This window comes from Aquimarina macrocephali, from assembly GCF_051627225.1.
GTDB lineage: Bacteria > Bacteroidota > Bacteroidia > Flavobacteriales > Flavobacteriaceae > Aquimarina > Aquimarina macrocephali.
The window spans coordinates 736,592-754,375 of record NZ_CP151795.1 but is presented as its reverse complement, the minus strand read 5'-3'; the positions used below and the strand labels follow the sequence as shown (position 1 = coordinate 754,375).

General features: G+C 33.7%; 17 protein-coding genes. 5 read left to right on the top strand and 12 right to left on the bottom strand.

What is annotated here, in order from left to right:
• Positions 1 to 185 precede the first annotated feature (185 nt).
• The 3 genes from AAFU52_RS03400 to AAFU52_RS03390 form a co-directional block, all read right to left on the bottom strand.
• Positions 186 to 1,445: a hypothetical protein gene (locus tag AAFU52_RS03400; protein WP_438425428.1), complete on the bottom strand. Its 1,260-nt coding sequence runs from the start codon at positions 1,443 to 1,445 to the stop codon at positions 186 to 188.
• A gap of 188 nt (positions 1,446 to 1,633) precedes the next feature.
• Entirely contained in the window at positions 1,634 to 1,924 is a 291-nt protein-coding gene (locus tag AAFU52_RS03395; protein ID WP_438425426.1) for a hypothetical protein, read from the bottom strand.
• 264 nt (positions 1,925 to 2,188) lie between these two features.
• The gene (locus tag AAFU52_RS03390; protein WP_438425424.1) at positions 2,189 to 2,722 is read right to left on the bottom strand and encodes a hypothetical protein; all 534 of its coding nucleotides are present in this window, start codon (positions 2,720 to 2,722) and stop codon (positions 2,189 to 2,191) included.
• A 286-nt stretch (positions 2,723 to 3,008) separates the two neighbouring features.
• On the opposite strand from AAFU52_RS03390, the gene AAFU52_RS03385 reads away from it, so the two are divergent.
• Positions 3,009 to 3,638: a hypothetical protein gene (locus AAFU52_RS03385; RefSeq protein WP_438425423.1), complete on the top strand. Its 630-nt coding sequence runs from the start codon at positions 3,009 to 3,011 to the stop codon at positions 3,636 to 3,638.
• Positions 3,639 to 3,843: 205 nt separating this feature from the next.
• On the opposite strand, the gene AAFU52_RS03380 is transcribed toward AAFU52_RS03385, so the two are convergent.
• Entirely contained in the window at positions 3,844 to 4,149 is a 306-nt protein-coding gene (locus AAFU52_RS03380) for a hypothetical protein (protein ID WP_438425421.1), read from the bottom strand.
• Between the two features lie 122 nt (positions 4,150 to 4,271).
• On the opposite strand from AAFU52_RS03380, the gene AAFU52_RS03375 reads away from it, so the two are divergent.
• Positions 4,272 to 4,487, top strand: coding sequence for a helix-turn-helix domain-containing protein (locus tag AAFU52_RS03375; protein WP_101450329.1), 216 nt, complete (start codon positions 4,272 to 4,274; stop codon positions 4,485 to 4,487).
• Positions 4,488 to 4,540: 53 nt separating this feature from the next.
• Here the strand turns inward: AAFU52_RS03375 and AAFU52_RS03370 are convergent, their stop codons facing one another.
• The 8 genes from AAFU52_RS03370 to AAFU52_RS03335 form a co-directional block, all read right to left on the bottom strand.
• Positions 4,541 to 5,539, bottom strand: coding sequence for a hypothetical protein (locus AAFU52_RS03370; RefSeq protein ID WP_438425419.1), 999 nt, complete (start codon positions 5,537 to 5,539; stop codon positions 4,541 to 4,543).
• Positions 5,540 to 5,656: 117 nt separating this feature from the next.
• The gene (locus AAFU52_RS03365) at positions 5,657 to 6,529 is read right to left on the bottom strand and encodes a TIR domain-containing protein (RefSeq protein ID WP_438425416.1); all 873 of its coding nucleotides are present in this window, start codon (positions 6,527 to 6,529) and stop codon (positions 5,657 to 5,659) included.
• Positions 6,530 to 6,556: 27 nt separating this feature from the next.
• Positions 6,557 to 7,471: a TIR domain-containing protein gene (locus tag AAFU52_RS03360; protein WP_438425414.1), complete on the bottom strand. Its 915-nt coding sequence runs from the start codon at positions 7,469 to 7,471 to the stop codon at positions 6,557 to 6,559.
• A gap of 226 nt (positions 7,472 to 7,697) precedes the next feature.
• Positions 7,698 to 8,615 (bottom strand): DnaJ domain-containing protein, encoded by a 918-nt coding sequence (locus tag AAFU52_RS03355; RefSeq protein WP_438425412.1) that lies wholly within the window; start codon positions 8,613 to 8,615, stop codon positions 7,698 to 7,700.
• Positions 8,616 to 8,940: 325 nt separating this feature from the next.
• A complete protein-coding gene (locus tag AAFU52_RS03350; RefSeq protein WP_438425410.1) occupies positions 8,941 to 10,128 on the bottom strand; it encodes a hypothetical protein in 1,188 nt (395 codons plus the stop codon).
• Positions 10,129 to 10,597: 469 nt separating this feature from the next.
• Entirely contained in the window at positions 10,598 to 12,052 is a 1,455-nt protein-coding gene (locus tag AAFU52_RS03345) for a S41 family peptidase (RefSeq protein WP_438425408.1), read from the bottom strand.
• A 308-nt stretch (positions 12,053 to 12,360) separates the two neighbouring features.
• Entirely contained in the window at positions 12,361 to 13,134 is a 774-nt protein-coding gene (locus AAFU52_RS03340; RefSeq protein WP_438425407.1) for an AraC family transcriptional regulator, read from the bottom strand.
• 74 nt (positions 13,135 to 13,208) lie between these two features.
• The gene (locus AAFU52_RS03335; protein ID WP_438425406.1) at positions 13,209 to 14,693 is read right to left on the bottom strand and encodes a hypothetical protein; all 1,485 of its coding nucleotides are present in this window, start codon (positions 14,691 to 14,693) and stop codon (positions 13,209 to 13,211) included.
• Between the two features lie 179 nt (positions 14,694 to 14,872).
• Between AAFU52_RS03335 and yiaA the strand changes: the two genes are divergently transcribed.
• From yiaA to AAFU52_RS03320, 3 genes are all read left to right on the top strand, one after another.
• Positions 14,873 to 15,349 (top strand): inner membrane protein YiaA, encoded by a 477-nt coding sequence (gene yiaA / locus AAFU52_RS03330; protein WP_024771879.1) that lies wholly within the window; start codon positions 14,873 to 14,875, stop codon positions 15,347 to 15,349.
• Positions 15,350 to 15,711: 362 nt separating this feature from the next.
• A complete protein-coding gene (locus AAFU52_RS03325; protein ID WP_438425404.1) occupies positions 15,712 to 16,989 on the top strand; it encodes a DUF2157 domain-containing protein in 1,278 nt (425 codons plus the stop codon).
• A gap of 19 nt (positions 16,990 to 17,008) precedes the next feature.
• Entirely contained in the window at positions 17,009 to 17,554 is a 546-nt protein-coding gene (locus AAFU52_RS03320) for a GDYXXLXY domain-containing protein (RefSeq protein ID WP_024771881.1), read from the top strand.
• The last annotated feature ends 230 nt before the right edge of the window (positions 17,555 to 17,784 follow it).

The following is a 17,784-nucleotide window of genomic DNA, read 5'->3' as shown; positions in this document are numbered from 1 at the left end:
ACCTTTGTTTAAGCCTATCAAGGTTTAATTCTTTTAATTTCATAAAACTACCATTATCTTTTTGATATAGCAATGGTAATGTATAGGGTAGGAGAAGAACTTTTTTATTTGAGTACCGTTATCGAATTATAAATCCACGCTGTTGGGTTTGAATTGTACAACCCATTCATTCCAAAAGTTTCAATTTAGTTTTTATAATCTCTAATATCCTCTGTAGCAGCTGTAAGAGTTTTCATGAGAACAGAATCATATCTATAAAGTAGCTTTTTGAATTTCTTATCGTCTACCTTAATTTTTCCATTGTAAATAGCCTTTTTAAGAGGCCTTAAATCTAAGAGAGTCCAAAGATTTTCTTCCTGATGCTTAAATAATTTCTTATATTCTGGAACATATTTTAAGCGATCAATTTTTTCTCCACTACTTCTAATATAATATCTGCCAGCAAGGGCAAGATTAAAACTTTTGGAATTATTTAATATTGATAATTCATATAAAGTATTTCCAATATCATAAATAGCTAAAGGATTTTTTCCATAAACAGTATGCATACTACCCATTTTTAAGATCATTTTTGGGTTAGGCTCCTTTAATAAAGCTTTTTTATAATAGTCAAAAAAGTAATGTTTCATCATAATCGCTCTGGAGTTATTACTTTCAAAGTATTGTTTTGTTGGGCCATTTCCGTAAGCATATATTTTCCAACTTTTTTCTAACTCTGTCAATAGCGTAGTAACGTCGTTATCTACTCCTTTTGATTCAGAAATAAACTCAAGAATATGTTTATCTTTCAATAAAAGATTAAATTTAGATTTTGATTTCGTAGTAAGATGCTTTAATAAAGATGTGCGAGCTTCTTTATAAATCTTTTCATAGCCTTTTGAATTGTTTTTTAATTTTTTTGTCTTATTAAAAATGTCATCAAATAAAAAGGGAGCAGCATATACAAACTCTTGATCGATTCCCCAGATATTATACGCATTAGTTATAGCAGTTTCTAGCATTCTAACTTCATCAACCCCATCAAAAAAGGGAATTGGATTTGTTAAATCATCTGGATTATACTTTTTATAAAAATTGGATAAAGAATCAATACCATTTTTTTGCTTAATAATAGACAGCAATTTTTTTTTACTAAAAGGACCAATCTCAACAGCAAAGTTGTTGTATCCTTTAGGCTTTAGTAAGTTAAGAATAGCAGAAGTAAATTCGGGAGTCTCTTTATTTCCGTGTAACTCACCAATCATAAAAAATTGAGAATTTTCAGCTTCTCTTTGAAGAAAATCTTTTCCATTTCCAATAATTTCATTGTTTACAATTTTGAAAGTATATGTATTTAACTGAATAATCGAGTCAATAGAATACTCATTTTGTGCAGACGACTTTCTTGAGGCAAAACAAACAAGCAACACAATAACAAAAAATAAAAATTTTCTAATATTTTTCATGATACAATAGTTTTTATCAAGATGGGATAATATGACAAATGTTACAGTTTACTTAAAAAATTAAGATTTAGTTCATTGTCTTTTTCTACGCTAAAAAAGAGATGATTAATCTTTAATTATTGCCTACAATGATATATGCATACTAGTACACATATACCCGTTTGTAGGTATTCATAATTGTTTTTATTTCAATGATTTGCTTTGTCAAAACAGTCCTGAAATACAGATCTTTCATTCACAAGTATTTTTTCGGCTCCAATATCTGAGTTTTTATATTTTTCTCCAAGCCTCTCAATAGTACACTCACAATATTTCTCCGCAACCTTTTTATCAATTTCGGGATTAGTTAATCTGAATTTCCTGCTACATTCTTCAATTTCATTATTTCCGATTTCACTTTTGATCTTAAAATAATCATAGACATTATATCCAATAACAATAATTACTATTAAGATTCCAAGGTTTTTAAACTTTCGCATTTATAATTTTTACCAATAATAGTATATACATATATAAGTTTGGGTGTATATACAAAGATTTATTCGTGTCATAAACCCCACGCTTATCAAGGTTTTTTCTTTTAATTTCATAAAACTACCATTATCTTTTTGATATAGCAATGGTAATGTATAGGGCAGGAGGAGAACTTTTTTGTTTGAGTATCGTTATCGAAATATAAATCTTTGTTGTCGGATTGTATGTAATACTTTGTACTGCCTATAATTGATTCTAAAATTTTGTTATTATTTTCTTTGGTAATAACGTTTTAGCCCTGTATAACTCGGTGTTCCATTATCAATAATGGTTAATTCAAATCTATCATTTGAAATCCACTTTACTCTACCTTTCCCAGATACACCATCTGAAAATTTTTCATATAAAACTCCATTCGAATATTGCCAAGTGCCATAATCATAATCGTTTTCTTTTATATGTTCATCAACAAACTGATAAACCGAGTTTCCATCAGACTTTAAGTTCAACAAAATTGTAAATTCAACTCCATTTTCAGTTAGATTTGATTCCCAATGCCCAACTAATTTCTGAGAAGGGGAAACTTCATCCTCGCTATTATCATAATTAACGTTATCTGTGCTTTCTTGTCTTTTTCTCTTTTCTGGGGAGTCAATTTCTCGTTCATCAACGATTCTTATTTCAGGTGTAATAGTTTGTTTATTTCTATTGCTTTCAATTGTAGCATAAGCACCAATTAAGGCAACAACTATTGTAACTAAAGCCCATATTTGCCATGGGGTTTCTTTATTTTGATTTCCCATTTTTTTTAATTTTAGAATTAATATTTCCTTCTTTCTTATTTCTTTATAAACAATGATTTGCGTACCGGTATATACCTGTTTACAAGCGTTTATTATATCATAAAACTCACGCTTGTCAACGTTTTTATGTAGACGATGTGTATTGTTATTGCATGGATTGCAAACCCATGCTGTAGGGGATGAGTTACTAAGGTACTTATATTTCTTTTATTTCATAAAGTATTACGGTAATTTTGAAAAGCTTTTTTTATAGAAAAGCACTATTAATTTCAAAATACAGGAATCTATGTCAGGATATACTTTTGATCAGCTACCCGAACTAAAAAAAGCGTTAGAAAGTGGTAATGTTACAGCAGCACTGGACTTTGTGCCAGACGTTTCTGTCGATGATGACGAATATGAGTATGTTACTTTATTGATCGAGATTAAAGAGATTCTTGTAGGGTATTACAAAGCCGATGAGGTATTGGCACTTGAAACCATGATCGAAGTAATTGCCAAATCAGAACGAATATATTTTACAGAGGATTGGCCCCAGTTTTTAGATTTGTTAATCGTTGCTGTTGGGGCGATTGCAGACAAGGTAGATATAAACGATATCGAAAGTAGAGAAAAATTACTAAGTGCTATCCTCGCCAAGGCACCTATGCAGGATCGTTATGTTGCCAACGAGTCGGCTCTTAGTTATAACCTGGCGTGTTATTATGCAATGCATAAAGATGTAAAAACGATGATGGAGTATGTGCGCAGGGCAGCTTTTTATTTTGAAAAGGAAAAATTCTTAAACGATGCGTGTTTTCGGGAATATAAGGAGGAATCTTTTTTTCTCGGCCCTCTTGATGATATTGGATATACGATGTATACCTGGTGGACCTGCGCCTGGCCTGTTAAAGAATGGTATGAGGATGGAGTGTAAATAGATCACGGGACCCTTCGACTATGCATACCGTACCCTTCGAGAGCACTTCGACAAGCTCAGTATGACACCTCGGGGTACGTCACAACACAAACGCTACGTCATAACTTGTCCCGAATTTTCCTCGGGATCGAGTGCGTGAGGAACGAGCGTGTATCGAGATGCATTTGAAAACGATATTATGATGGGCACTCAAAGGGTACAATCACACCAATTCTATAAGATATTTTAACCGATTGTAGCATTCTTTTGCCAGGGGGCGCAGGGATTCTCCCAGAGGGGTAATCTTATACTCGGTAGCCATACTCATAAAAGCGGCATAGGTCTCGGCCAGGTAGTCGTTTTTTTTCTCACTGGGGATATGCATAAGCTGGTATATGATATCCAGTATCTCCAGGTGATGTGTATTTGATCCCTCTAATCCCAATTGCGCTAAGCCGTATACCAATTGGCAATGTTTAAGATCCTGTTGTATCAAATCGATGATAAGCTGCTCATTGTTTTGGTGCATGGTAGTATCTATTTAATCTTGGTTAAGTTGTCATATTATTATATGACAAACTTAATGAATTAATTTAAAGTGTCAAACTTTAATATGACAAGAATGTCATATGATTAATTGACATTTGTTATGTGACCAAAGACGAGCTAAAGAAAAATATAGGAAACAGAATCGTTGAGTTAAGAACTCAAAAAGGTTGGAGTCAATCTGATTTGGCCAGAGCTTGCGATAAAGACAGACAAGCGTTAGAGAAATTAGAAAACGGAAAAGTGAATCCTACCATTTATTCACTTTTAGAAATCTCAAAAGCTTTGGAAGTTTCGTTACCGGAGTTGGTTACGTTTTAAGGTTTTTTTGTCTAGGTTGTATGTTTATGGATTGCAAATCCGTGCTATTGGGTTCAGTTTTTTTTCGTTTTAGACTTGTATAAACCTATAATATTTGAAAATTGATTTTTCACAGATACTTGTAATGATTTACTATTCTCTATTTCCCCCATTTTAGACTCTCTTATATTTAAGGTAAAAAGTTGAATTTCATTTATAATAAATTGGATTTCTGCATCAATTAAATTAACTGCCTTTATTTTAAAATACTTTACTAAATTTCCCAAAGCAAATTCAAATGAGTTTACTGATTCCAATGATCTTATGGATTTTGTGAATAATAATTCAGGGTTTTCAGGATGTAAGTTAAATATCAAAAGTCCTCTGCCATCTTTAGCTGTATCCGTGTTATGATTATTTCCAGGATTGAAAAAATAGAGTATCTCTCTATTGCCATCTAATAATGCTGCTCTGCCCTCAATACCATATACTTGCGTGAATCCTTTTGAAAGTGAAGATTTACCTTCTTCTCTAATTTTAAAAATTAATCTAATTGTGAATGATTTTATTCTATCCGATTCTATCTTTAATTCAGTGTTTTGCTTTTCAAGTATTAGTGTTTGTTGCCTTATTTTCTCACGCTCTAATTTTGCGTTCTCAGCTTCTGCTATTGCTTTTTCAACTTCCAAAGTCATTTCTTCAGTACGTAATTTGGCTTTTTGAGCAGCTTCACTTGCAGATTCAACTTTGAGCTTTATCTTTTCTGTTTCTAATTTAGCTTCTTCAGTTTCTTTCTTTGCAGAAGTTACATTCAATTCCAATTCAGCCGTTTTTGTGATAGCTTCTGCAGTTTCCTTTTTGTTTTTCTCAATTTCAAGACTTGTATTTTTTGTATTTATATTTCCAAAATACCATATCCCTGCAACACTTATAAGTGCTAATAATCTTGATACGTTGAATAAAGTTTTACTGTTAATATTGTTGCTAAGACCATATACTATTAGTATGATTGAAATTAGAAGCATGATTACCCCCAATAACAATTGCCAGTTTAATCCTAATATTTCAGTCATGTAGCCATTTTTCATTTGAAGTACAACTGTTTTTTCTTTTTAATTGATACTAACGATCCGTATATGGAGCATATCCCGTAGTGTATGCACTATACACATCTTTGTTGGGCATAGTTTTTAAATTACTTTATTCATGTCTACTGTATATCCACTCTCTCTTAATTCTTTAGCAAGGTCAAGTTTCCAATCGCTATCCATAGATAGATAAACAACACCTGAAATATCATTTGGGGTCTCAACGTTTCCTTTAACGAGTGCAGCAACATTTTTGCGACCAATTTTCCCTATTAAATACCCATGTTCGAAAACAACATTTTGTCTGGCCCTACTTTTTAGATTTGCTTCTTCACCTTTCTTCGCTCCAACATCACAAGCTGTATATAGAACCACTCCAAAACCAACATTCGAATAACTTTCAATTTTTTCAATTATAGTTTTTCCAGAATTTGCTTGTTCGTGTAATATGATTGGTTCAAACCCTAGTTTTTCTATAAATCGTGCAGTTTCTACTTTAGCCAAATCATCATGTCCGTGGACAATAAAGACCTGTGACATATTTATTTCTGATTTTTCATCAGAGATAGATGTGGTATCTTCTACACTTGATTTTAATAAAGGTAATTTTTGTACTAACTTTTTTAAACTGTCTATTTTTGAAGTGAATTTTTCAGCAAACTCTTTTAACTCTTCAGCAGGACTTTGACGACCTCCAAGGAACATTCCACTCCATTCTCCTATATTATCATAGTCATCGCGATATTCATTATGAGTTTTATTAAATGATTGTTTTAATAATTCTAAATTATAGTCATGCCAAGAGGAATATTCATTTTTAAGTTTATTGAAATCTTCTATTGTTTGGATATTTACGTTCAGAATACTTTCTCCTTCGTTAATTCTATCTTCAAGTTCTTTATTAAAAATTAATTTAGATTTTATTAAGTAAGTTGGCTCTTGTGGAGCTGCTGCTTTTGAAGTTCTTTTTGCCATGTTTTATACGTTGTTATGTGCCGTTATTTATAGGATATCGTTCGCATCTACGTTATAACCAGCAGACTTTAATTCTTTAACTAATCTGAATTTCCAATTTTCGGTTTCATCAATTAATGTATATAATACTCCAGAGATATCGCTCGGTAATTCAACTCCTTTTTCATACAGAGGCATTACGTTTTTACGACTAATTTTAGCTATGAAGTAACCTAATTCTAAAATTACATTTTGTCTGGCTCTCTTGTTTTTCTCATTATTTGACTTAATATTTCCGTGGTCATCATAAGTTAACAATATAACTGCAAAATTTACATTAGAATGTTTTTCAAATTTCTCAATGACTGTTAGACCTTCATTACTCTGTTCGTGCAGAATTTTTGGTGTTAATCCCAGTTTCTCAAGTGTTCTTGCAACTTTTTCTTTCAGCTCTTCATTATGTCCGTGAACGATAAAAACTTCTTTCTCATTCGCTTTTTTCACATTAGTCTTTTTCTTTGGTGAACTATTTATAATTTCTTTTTCGGGCAGATTTTGATTTTTATGCTTGTCAAATACTTTTAGCACTTGTTCGACATTAGATTTTTGAAACTTCGCTACAGTCATTGCCTCGATAACGTCCTCAAAGTCTTCATTAGTTTTCTTATATTCTATGAAGCTACAAATAATCAATGTAACAACGTTTTCGATGTTCTCTGCCTCGTTTGATGCATTTATAAAAAGAGCCAATGTGTCAATATTATCTCCTCTCAAATGGTCGACACCGATAGACAAATAACCTCTGTTCTTTTTTACATTTTCATATGTCTTCTGCCAACTTTGATAATATCCATTTTTAGACATCATCATTTTAAATTCTCTTGAAACCAAAAAATCTCCTATTAAATGATTTTTTAAGTCGCTATAAAGTATTTCAAATTCGGGTTTTATTTCTTCTCGCATTTTTTTTCTAATGACACACGACAATCGTATAAAGGATATATATTCTTTATACCCGTTTGTATTTTTTAATCCCCTAAAACTACTGCTACCTTTTTTATTACGGTTACGGGAAACCACATGGCAGAGGAGAAAGTTTTTTGTATGAGTTAGTAGGTGTGTCCTTCGACGGGGCTCAGGATACGATATGGAACTAGATTTTGGGTTTTAGGTAGTAGGTATGAGGTTTTTATCGATTCTTTGGGTCGGCTCCATATTTATTAGTTCCTTCTGTTCCGTCCGCAAATAGAACATATAGCCCAAAAACTACATTGATGTAAGGAATTAAGAGAATAAAATACCACCAACCACTCATATTAATGTCGTGCAATCTTTTTATTGCTTGAATTGTTATTATTATCCAACAAGCAATCGCTATAATTGAAGAAAAAAACAAAACTACTTCATTGCGAGAATTTTCAATAACTGCCATTACAATTCCAGTGAGTAGTCCTAATAAAATTAGTCTAATAAGATAATCCTTCCTTCTTAATCTATCTTTTGCCGACCAAAACGTTTCTGATTTTATGTTATTAGCAGAACTATATGAAGTTGTTTTTTTGTAGGTGCTAGAAAACCCACTTTTATGAGTTGATTGTGTTTTAGCATCTCTAAATACATTATTTTCTAGAATAATCTGTTTAGATACATATCTAGAGATATTTGTATTTGTAGCTTTTAGTTCAATCGTTATGAATTGTTTATTAATGTTGTTGAGCTTTAATGTTTTGCTGCCATTTGCACTAACTATTCCAAATGGTTTAATTTCAACCAAGTCTGCATTAAAGGTTCTCCATTCAAATCTTATTTCGTCTCCACTATAAAATAAAGTTTTATTAGATTTGAAAAAATCTATTATTGGTTTAAAATTTGAATGTGAATTATCTTGATTAGCCTGATGATTTGTTTTGCTATCATACTCATTTCTTTTTTGAACATCGTTTAAAGTTTCATATGCCTCTTGAATTTGTTTAAACATATTTTCAAAAAATATATCTCCGTTATTTTTATCTGGATGAAACTTTATTGATAATTTTCGGTACGCTTTCTTGACTTCTTCTTGAGAAGCTGATTTTTCAATCCCCAGTGTTTTGTAATAGTCTGTCATTTATTTTAAATGTGTGGCTTTTCTTAAATTATGCAAAAAGAAACAGTTCTAATAGTGATCTATTTCTGACCAAATACTATTTATATTAAAAACTCACGTCTATTATTTAGTTCCCTAAAATTACAGCTACCTTTTTTAATACAATAGCGGGAAACCACATAGTGAGGAGAAAGTTTTTTGCATGTGATCTAGGTTTTGGGTTTGAGGTTTGGGGTTTGAGGTGTGAGGTGTTAGGTTTGAGACGTACCCTTCGGCTACGCTCAGGGTACGTGGTGGGCTCAGGGTACGGGCAGGAGATCTGGTATTGCCCAAGTCATTAATATCACTATTTCCAAGAACCTACTTCTTTAACGGTAAAAAGACCTGGGTAAATACATTTTTTAATTTCACGTTCTATACAATCTTTAAATGATATTTTGAATGTAGATATAGCCAATGGTAAATTACCTAATACTACACCAATAACTGCTCCCTTTAATGCCGAACTAAAAGCACAAGCTTTTGCAATATTAAAAGCTGTAACTCCTACATTTTGAGGTACAGAAATATATGCGTAGAATACGATTTCAGATTTTCGTGTTCTTAGAACTGGATATGAAATTGTAATTTTTGAACAACCAATTTTAATCCTTTTAGTCTTCCATTCGATTTTAAATTCTGGCCATTCTAGTAATTGCAATAGTTTTTGATTATACCTTTGCATTTTGCCACAATTGTTAGTTGGAGGCATGATCTTATTTATTAGTGCTTCTGTAATAGAATCAAGTTCTTGCTTTGATGGAGGAGTATTAGAAGGATATTCTCTTACTTCTAAAGATTCTTCGGGTTGATTACTACCAAAAAGTAGTTTTTCACCAATTTTTCGACAAGCTATATTTTCTTGATTTGCCCATTTACCATAACCAAGTATTCTTTCTCCATTTTCATCAAAAATCAAACCTCCTTCATAACTACAATATAGACGAAATAACGATTCTCGTTGGCTTGTGTCGACTTCAATCCTGTCTGATAGTTTTTCAAAGGTAGGATGAGTGTCAATGATAAACATATCCTTAGTTAAACCATCTCGAAGCTGACTTTCAATCCATTTAATTATATTATCACCATGTGTAACTCTATTATATTGCTTAAAAAGTGACTTTACTAGTTTTCCCGCACTGAGTGGAATATTCTTTTTTAAATAAAGTAAATACTCAAGTTTTATATCTAGATCATGACTATATACGATTTTGATTTTGACTGTGCCTTGATATTCTATTGTTCCATCTGCTATACATTGTCTTGGGTTATCACCAAGAACTCTGGACTCTCCTTTTTCAATAACATATTCTTCTTCAACAAGAAAAATAACATTGTCTTGTTTTGAATCGTCACTTATTCTGGCATCGTTTTCATCAAAATCAAAATCTACAGGAATAGAACGACTTGGTTTAAAAACATTTTTATTTTTAAAAAGATATTGTTGAAATTCTAAAGATTGGTAATCGAAACTTGTGTTTAAATTTATGTCCATGATATGATAGTTTAAATTATGGTTATTCAGAACATTCTAATTCGGCAAATTGCTTAACCTCATTATCGTTCTTTGATGTTATTTTAATTGAATACTCAAAAGTTGTAATTCTTCTAGAGGCATTCAATACCCTGTGTTGGGTATTTTTATGAAAAGGGAGATATGATTTTGGGGAGTAGGTTTTAGGTGTGAGGTAGTAGGTATGAGGTAGTAGGTATGAGGTTTTAGGTTTGGGGTATTAGGTAGTAGGTTTTAGGTTTTGGGTGTACCCCGAGGTGTCTACTGAGCCCTTCGATAAACTCAGGACAGGCCCAGTCGAAGTACAATTTTTCTCCATTACATTACGAAAAATCACTCGAACTGACGGGCATATACAATCAAAAAAACGCTCCCTTCCCGTACCCTGAGGTGTCATACTGGGCTTGTCGAAGTGCTCTCGAAGGGTACGGGAAAGGGTAAGTGAAGGATATTACTTCAAACTCATCTTTTTAATCGCATACTCTAGTTGTGTGTCTCTGTGGGTAAGGAAATCGGGGTAGGTTTGTACCACTTTATCATCGGGTTGCACACCATCACCATACTGCTCATCGGGTAGTTGTTGGACATCCTGCTCCAGATCAACTATCGAAAATTTAAGCTCTAATTTAGAATTGGGTAATTCATAATATACGGGGATGTGTCCTGTATGGCCATAGTACCCGCCCAGTGTTTCTTCGCCGATTACGGTAGTGTTGTCGTCACTTTTTACCAAACTGGCAAATAGTGAGCCGGCCGAGGCTACAGGAGGATCAATCAAGAGTACAAGATCGCCTGTAAATGCATTTGGTTTGGGTTGCCATGCGGTATTAAAGGTAGAGTTTTGATAATATTTACCATCTTTAAAAACCGAATGCTCTTCTTTTAATTCTTTGGCCAGCTCATCGATGTCATCATCGAGATAATAATCAGGAAAAGGAACTTCCTGAAAAAGGGTGTGTGCAGTGGTGTTTTCTCTAAAACTTCGATCAGTGAGATAAGAATACAGCAATAAGTCGTTAGGGTCATTACCGCCACCATTGCCTCTAACATCCATAATAAGCTTTTGGGTATGGTTCTCCTTTATAGCTATAAAAACCGAATCCAAAAAGGTAGCGTATTTCTTATGACCTTCAGACTTTGGTCCTCCCATAGCAAAGGTGTTGATGTTTAGATACCCAATGCTGTCTTTGTATGTAAAGAAGTAGTCTTTGGTAATGCGGTGATCATAGGTAGCAGAATGACGCTTTTGATAATTATTAAAAAAGGTAATATAATCTACACTTTGTAGGGTAGTAGATGTAGATTCTGCTTTATTTTTGTACTGCAGTGTATATTGCTGCTGCTCCCCAAATACTAAATACATATAAAAAGCAAACCAGTCAGAATCTAAGTCGGTGTACTTACCGGTTTGGTTATGCCCATCGGTACTTATAAAATGCCCGCAACGTTTTGCTACTTCGTCTATAGACATTTCGTTTATAGCAAGCACTTCACTACCCATCGCAATACCATTGTAGGTGTAATTTGTATAGAATTTTCCGTCGATATATTTTAATGGGATAGGAAAGAAAACATTTTTGGGATTTAACGCATCGTCCACCGCCTCGGGATAGGTCAAGCGGTTATGACAACTTCCTGTATAATCAATTACATTCCAAAGCAAGGTATAGAACTCCCGGTAGGATGTACTTTCTGTAATCTGAGCTTTGTTGGCAGCAAAAGCACTATCTACCTGTTCTTTTTTATGATATTTATAAAGGCCGGCATTCGCTTCTTCATATATAGATTGAAAGAGTTGAAAATCTTCTTCCATTTGATCGGGAGTCATAGCAAATAGCGGATCTTTTTTTTCGGATTTGCAGGAAAAAAGAAGGGTGATACTAAGGATTGCGATAAGATGCTTCATATATAAAAATGATTTCTACAAAGAACGAGGCATCTTATGTAACAGGCTTGTATAATATTGACAATTTTATAATCTGAGTTCGACCTAAGTCAAAATGTTCAAAAAAGCGTCAGTTCGAGTGGTTTTTCGTAATGTAATGGAGAAAAATTGTATCGAGAACTAAATGTGGTAATAGGTTTTATTGCATCTCGATAGCTCTGCTGAGCCTGTCGAAGTACAATTTTATCAACCGCTCTATCGCTACTAATAAAATCACTCGATGAGACGTAAGAAGATATAAATAAAAATCAACAAGTTAGTACGTAATTTTATTCGAGAACTGGTATCAACCGATCCTGAAATACTTTGGGCGATATACCAATATACCTTTTAAAAGTTCTTGAAAAATGAGCCATATCGGTAAAGTTATACTGGTAAGCAATCTGGGTGAGTTCTGAGTTTTTATGAATCGCCGTTTTGGCAGCCATGATCTTTTTCATTAACAGGTAGTTTATCGGTGTTAAACCCGTCTCTGTTCTAAATTTTCTGGTAAAACTAAACTTGTTGATGTTGGCAATTTTTGCCAGATCTTCTAAAGAGATTTTTTGAGTAAGGTTGTTTTCGATATAACAATTAATGGTATTAAAGTCCCGAATGCAATCATCATAATGATAGGATGAAACAGTAGAGTACAGGCTTAGTTGCTGGATAAAGTTTTTTAAATACTGCTCGGTTATGCTTACATCCTGTTTTTCCTGTGCTTCTTTTAGTTGAAAAAACAATTGAGTTAGCGTATCATCAAAAATAACCCGTTCTGAAAAGTTTAAGGTCTTGCCATTAAGAAAGAATTTTACCACATCATTAGAAAGGTAAAGCGTATCAAAACTTACCCCAATATCTTTATCTAAAACTGGTGTGGTATGTACCTCGTAGGGATGTGTAACAGAAATTGCACCTGCAGTACATAATAAGGTCTGGTTTTGTAATTGTGTTTGCTCGATTCCCGAACGAACATATGCAATGCAAAACGTATCGTGATAATGCATCGGGAAATCCTGTGCTTGATCTGTAATGGATAAAAATTCAAGATTATCTAATGACATTGTATGATCCGGGGTTTAATTTTTCAGGAAATTAGCAAATTTATGTGATAGACCATACAACTCCTCTCTTTTTTTTATTGTTGTACCAGTTGTAAAGTGGTTTCATACAGCGTAGTACCTTCGGCTTTAGTCTTTATCCAGGCATAAAAACTCATATCAAAAATGTCTTCGTCCTCGGGAGTAGGAGTAGTGAGTTCATTATAAATCTTATCCTTAAATGCTGCAGTGGTTACAATCTCTGGTTTGTGGTAGTACATAGTCGCTAGTTTCAGGAATTTTGATGCCCGCGTTTCTCTATTGCTTTTAAGATACGCACCATGTTTCTTTTTAAAACTGTTTACCCTGGATTCTACGACATCTATATGATCAAGTTCTATGCGCAATAAGATCTCAATCAGATTTTTATTAATTACCCAGGCAAGCCCCGCTTTTTCGGTATACCAGTGATCACTGTGGTAAAAGTCATTAAGAATACCCAGGGCTTCTTTAAATTGTTGTTGCTGAAAATGATAAACAATGTGACTTAATTTAAGATCCAGGATATAAGCGATCTGATCTTTGTATTTTTCATAATCAAAGGTATCTAACATCAAAATAGCATCTTCTGCCAGGCCCGTATAATTAAGATTAAGCGACAGTAGTAGTGTGTACTGCGGAAAAAATCGCTTGTAATATTTGTCCTGATGTTTTTTCATCTGCTCATGCATGAGTATCAGGTACTGCTGCGAGGTATCAAAATCTTTATTCCTGAAATAAGAATTACTTACATAGTATAAGATCTGGATATGATAGAAGAGGTGCTTGTCGATTACATCCTCTTTTGCATCTATTTGCGTATAAACTTCTTCTACAAAAGGAAGTATGGCGTGATAATCCCTGGTGATATGAGCTGTTTGGTTCGTGATCTCCAGGATCTTAAATAAGGATCGAAACGTAAGATCTTGTGTAATCGATAATCCAAATTTGGATAGTGTATTTTTTATAATCGGTACTGCATCTCTTCTTTGTTTCATCAATTCATGCTGTACCGTAGCATAAAACAGATTTAGGTTTTCTTCTTGCTGTAGTGATTTTTTATTATTCCTGAAATTAGCAAATAAAGCTTCTATTGCTATCCCACGGTTAAGATGAGCGTATTGAATCTGTGTATAATAAATCTCATTTAGAATACTGAAAAGCGCATAGGTTTTGGCCTTTTGTTCTGCTTTGGAAATGGTTTTAAAAGCAATTTTATATTGTTTTTGTTCAAAGAAACTCCTGCTGGCTCTAAGGAGCTTTAGAGTTTCCATCTCTTCTGAAGTCTCTTCCTCAAAACTTTTGGCGGCAATAAAATCAATCAGCGTATCATAAAGTCTTTTGCATAGTGCGTGATAGGCACCCTTGGCTCTTTTTCCATAAATCTGAATATCCAGGTCTTTAGCTGTCGATGTAGTATCCAAAAGCTTAAATAACTGAATGTTTTTGGTATCGTTTCTTTTATTCTTTTGCCGCAGTATCGTGATGAAATTTCGCTTCGATTCATCAGATAAGGTATGGATTATAGAAGAAATAACATGCATTATATAGTAAGTATAATTTTGATAAAGATACTATGAATATTGATATAATTGATTTATTAACATAAATATATCGTAAGTTTTTTTGATAAATCGAATTTTATATCAACGCATATCATTGCACATTTGTCCTGTTCAAAATAAACAATTGAATTTTTATTTAATCATCAAAATCAATTATTATGAATTACAAATTTAGTAATGATGTATCCGAGGATACAGTAATCGAAAATGTAGAAAAGAAAGAAAACAAAGTATATGATCAAAAGCCAACTCCGGCTTTTATATCGGCATCATGGTCTGCACTATTTATAGGAATGATATCCTATTGCACCGGATTATGGAATGCGGGTATGGTTCTTAATGAGAAAGGGTACTATTTTACGATCCTGCTATTTGGATTGTTCTCTGCAGTATCTGTGCAAAAAAGTGTTAGGGATAGGCTAGAGGGAATCCCGGTTACCGATATCTATTATGGGATTAGTTGGTTTACCACACTCACGTCTATTTTATTGCTGATTATCGGCTTATGGAATGCCGACCTGGAGCTTAGTGAAAAAGGGTTTTATGGGATGTCTTTTGCTTTAAGTTTATTTGCTGCCATTGCAGTGCAGAAGAATACCAGGGATAAGAAGTTTATCGAAAACAGCGAGGAGTAATTAAATCCGAATTATGCATCAGAACTTCGTTATGAGGCTTGAAAGTACCATAAAATATGACATTTTCTTAGTATTAGCATAGCATCGCTACGGTTAAACTGAAAAATGTAGTGCAACGGTATATTTTGAAGTAGTTTCAAGACGTAATAGATTTTCTGATGCATAATCCGGGTTAGAACAGTGGAATCAAAAGAAGGGACCTTTGGGGGGCTAGAGGTCTCTTGTTTTGATGATTAAAGAAGACGGCCGTATGGTTGCGGCTGTCTTTTTATCAATAGAAAACAACCCGTTGTGCATTTTAACGCTTTTGCGTTACGATTCTATACACAGCGAGTTATCAATTCACTAAACAACATGATATTATGGGATCAAAATTTAATAAAGAACTGCAAACACTGGTAGGAGATAAGATTATCTCTCCAGAGCTTGCAGATAAAATAGGACAATACTACGCTACCAAAGATGCAGGAAAGCCTAATAAGCTGTTTATGATCTTTGGGATTTTTGGTGCGTTATTAGTCGGGTCTGGTATTATTTTAATGCTGGCACACAATTGGGATGATTTTTCGCGATTAACAAAAACAATTTTAGCATTTGGCCCTTTGATACTGGGTCAGATCTTTGCTGGTTTTTCTATACTAAAAAATAAAAGTACAACCTGGAAAGAAGCATCAGGGACTTTTCTTTTTTTCGCAGTGGGTGCATGTATGGCATTGGTAAGTCAGATTTATAATATCCCGGGAGAATTAGGCTCTTTTTTACTTACCTGGATTGTACTTTGTTTGCCATTGGTATACTTGTTACGATCGCATGCAGTAGCCTTGCTTACAATACTGCTAAGTACCTACTACGCGGTAGAAGTTGGGTTATGGAACTATAGAAATACAGAAACTCCCTGGTTGTATATTGCTTTTATTGGGGCTGTGTTACCATATTACTACACTCTTATTACAAAGCATACGGCGAGCAATACGGCTACTATTTTTACCTGGATTTTTCCGGCAAGTATTGCAATTGCATTAAGTGCATTTATAGGCCGTAGTGAAGACCTTGGTTTTGTGATGTACATCACCATGTTTGGATTCTTGTATTCTATAGGAAAACTTCCTGTATTTAAAGAGTTAAGAACACTTAGAAATGGCTTTTTGATCATTGGTTCGCTGGGTACTATAGTATCGCTGATGATTTTTACGTTTCGTTGGATATGGGATGAACTCCCAGAGGCATTCAATTATGATACTCAGGAGCTCTATACAGCAGTAGTAGTATTCTTGTTAAGTATCTCTGTTTTGGGGTATACGGTTATAAGAAAGGGAATACGAGCTGTTAACCTGTTTCAGATAGCTTTTGTGGTCTTTGGATTAGTATACTTCTTACTGCCAGATACAGGAATTTTACCTGTTGTACTAATGAATGCATTGGTATTTGCCCTGGGGATGTCTGCCATAAAAATTGGAGCAGATAAAGTTAACTTCGGGATCCTTAATTATGGATTATTGATCATTTCGATACTGATTATCTGTAGGTTTTTTGATACCGGAATGAGCTTTGTTGTTAGAGGAATTTTATTTGTGATGGTAGGAGCAGGGTTCTTTTTAACCAATTATATCATGCTGAAAAAACAACAGCGCATTAAATAGCAATTAAAAATATAGAGATATGAAACCGATTTATTTTATAGTATTTATAGTCTTGGCAGTAGTACAAATTGGTACTCCGCTAAAGATGATTTTTGATAACGAGGATATCCTGATATCGGGTACGGCATATAAATTTAAAACCAGGCCGATAGATCCTACAGATCCGTTTAGAGGAAAATATATTACACTTCAGTTTGAAATGAATTCTTTTAAAACCTCAGATACTACCTACGTGTATGGAGATGAGGTACGAGTGTATATAGAAAATGATCAGGAAGGTTTTGCTAAAGTTGTTCGGGTAAGTAGAGAGCCTCTTGATATTGGTGGTGATTATGTTATGGCCAAAGTAACGAATACATATAATGATGAAATCATGTTTGAGCTACCATTTAATAGATTTTATATGGAAGAAACCAAAGCATACGATGCAGAAAAAGCCTATAGGGAGGTAAATAGAAATGCACAGGAAGAGGATGTTTATGCTGTGGTATATGTTAAAGATGGAGCATCGGTCTTAGAAGATGTAATTATTGCAGGGCTACCAATACAGGAGTATGTAGAATGAGTCGTTATGCATTTTGATATTTTTTGATTAGAAATTCGTCAATTCGAGTGCTTCGACCATAGGAAGAAGAGTATCGAGAATAGGATTTTGGATAAAAGTCGTTTGACTTTGTCTTTAGTGTTAAAGGATCTGCCTCTGGAAGTGATCAATTATCCTTGATGGTTAGAAGTTGATCTAAGCATTAAAAGTTGTAATAAAATATAACATCAAAGAGAAAATAAATTATGAAT

Coding starts and splice junctions, on each gene's coding strand:
- AAFU52_RS03400 (WP_438425428.1), bottom strand. CDS start 1,445: ATGAAAAATATTAGAAAATTTTTATTTTTTGTTATTGTGTTGCTTGTT.
- AAFU52_RS03395 (WP_438425426.1), bottom strand. CDS start 1,924: ATGCGAAAGTTTAAAAACCTTGGAATCTTAATAGTAATTATTGTTATT.
- AAFU52_RS03390 (WP_438425424.1), bottom strand. CDS start 2,722: ATGGGAAATCAAAATAAAGAAACCCCATGGCAAATATGGGCTTTAGTT.
- AAFU52_RS03385 (WP_438425423.1), top strand. CDS start 3,009: ATGTCAGGATATACTTTTGATCAGCTACCCGAACTAAAAAAAGCGTTA.
- AAFU52_RS03380 (WP_438425421.1), bottom strand. CDS start 4,149: ATGCACCAAAACAATGAGCAGCTTATCATCGATTTGATACAACAGGAT.
- AAFU52_RS03370 (WP_438425419.1), bottom strand. CDS start 5,539: ATGACTGAAATATTAGGATTAAACTGGCAATTGTTATTGGGGGTAATC.
- AAFU52_RS03365 (WP_438425416.1), bottom strand. CDS start 6,529: ATGGCAAAAAGAACTTCAAAAGCAGCAGCTCCACAAGAGCCAACTTAC.
- AAFU52_RS03360 (WP_438425414.1), bottom strand. CDS start 7,471: ATGCGAGAAGAAATAAAACCCGAATTTGAAATACTTTATAGCGACTTA.
- AAFU52_RS03355 (WP_438425412.1), bottom strand. CDS start 8,615: ATGACAGACTATTACAAAACACTGGGGATTGAAAAATCAGCTTCTCAA.
- AAFU52_RS03350 (WP_438425410.1), bottom strand. CDS start 10,128: ATGGACATAAATTTAAACACAAGTTTCGATTACCAATCTTTAGAATTT.
- AAFU52_RS03345 (WP_438425408.1), bottom strand. CDS start 12,052: ATGAAGCATCTTATCGCAATCCTTAGTATCACCCTTCTTTTTTCCTGC.
- AAFU52_RS03340 (WP_438425407.1), bottom strand. CDS start 13,134: ATGTCATTAGATAATCTTGAATTTTTATCCATTACAGATCAAGCACAG.
- AAFU52_RS03335 (WP_438425406.1), bottom strand. CDS start 14,693: ATGCATGTTATTTCTTCTATAATCCATACCTTATCTGATGAATCGAAG.
- yiaA (WP_024771879.1), top strand. CDS start 14,873: ATGAATTACAAATTTAGTAATGATGTATCCGAGGATACAGTAATCGAA.
- AAFU52_RS03325 (WP_438425404.1), top strand. CDS start 15,712: ATGGGATCAAAATTTAATAAAGAACTGCAAACACTGGTAGGAGATAAG.
- AAFU52_RS03320 (WP_024771881.1), top strand. CDS start 17,009: ATGAAACCGATTTATTTTATAGTATTTATAGTCTTGGCAGTAGTACAA.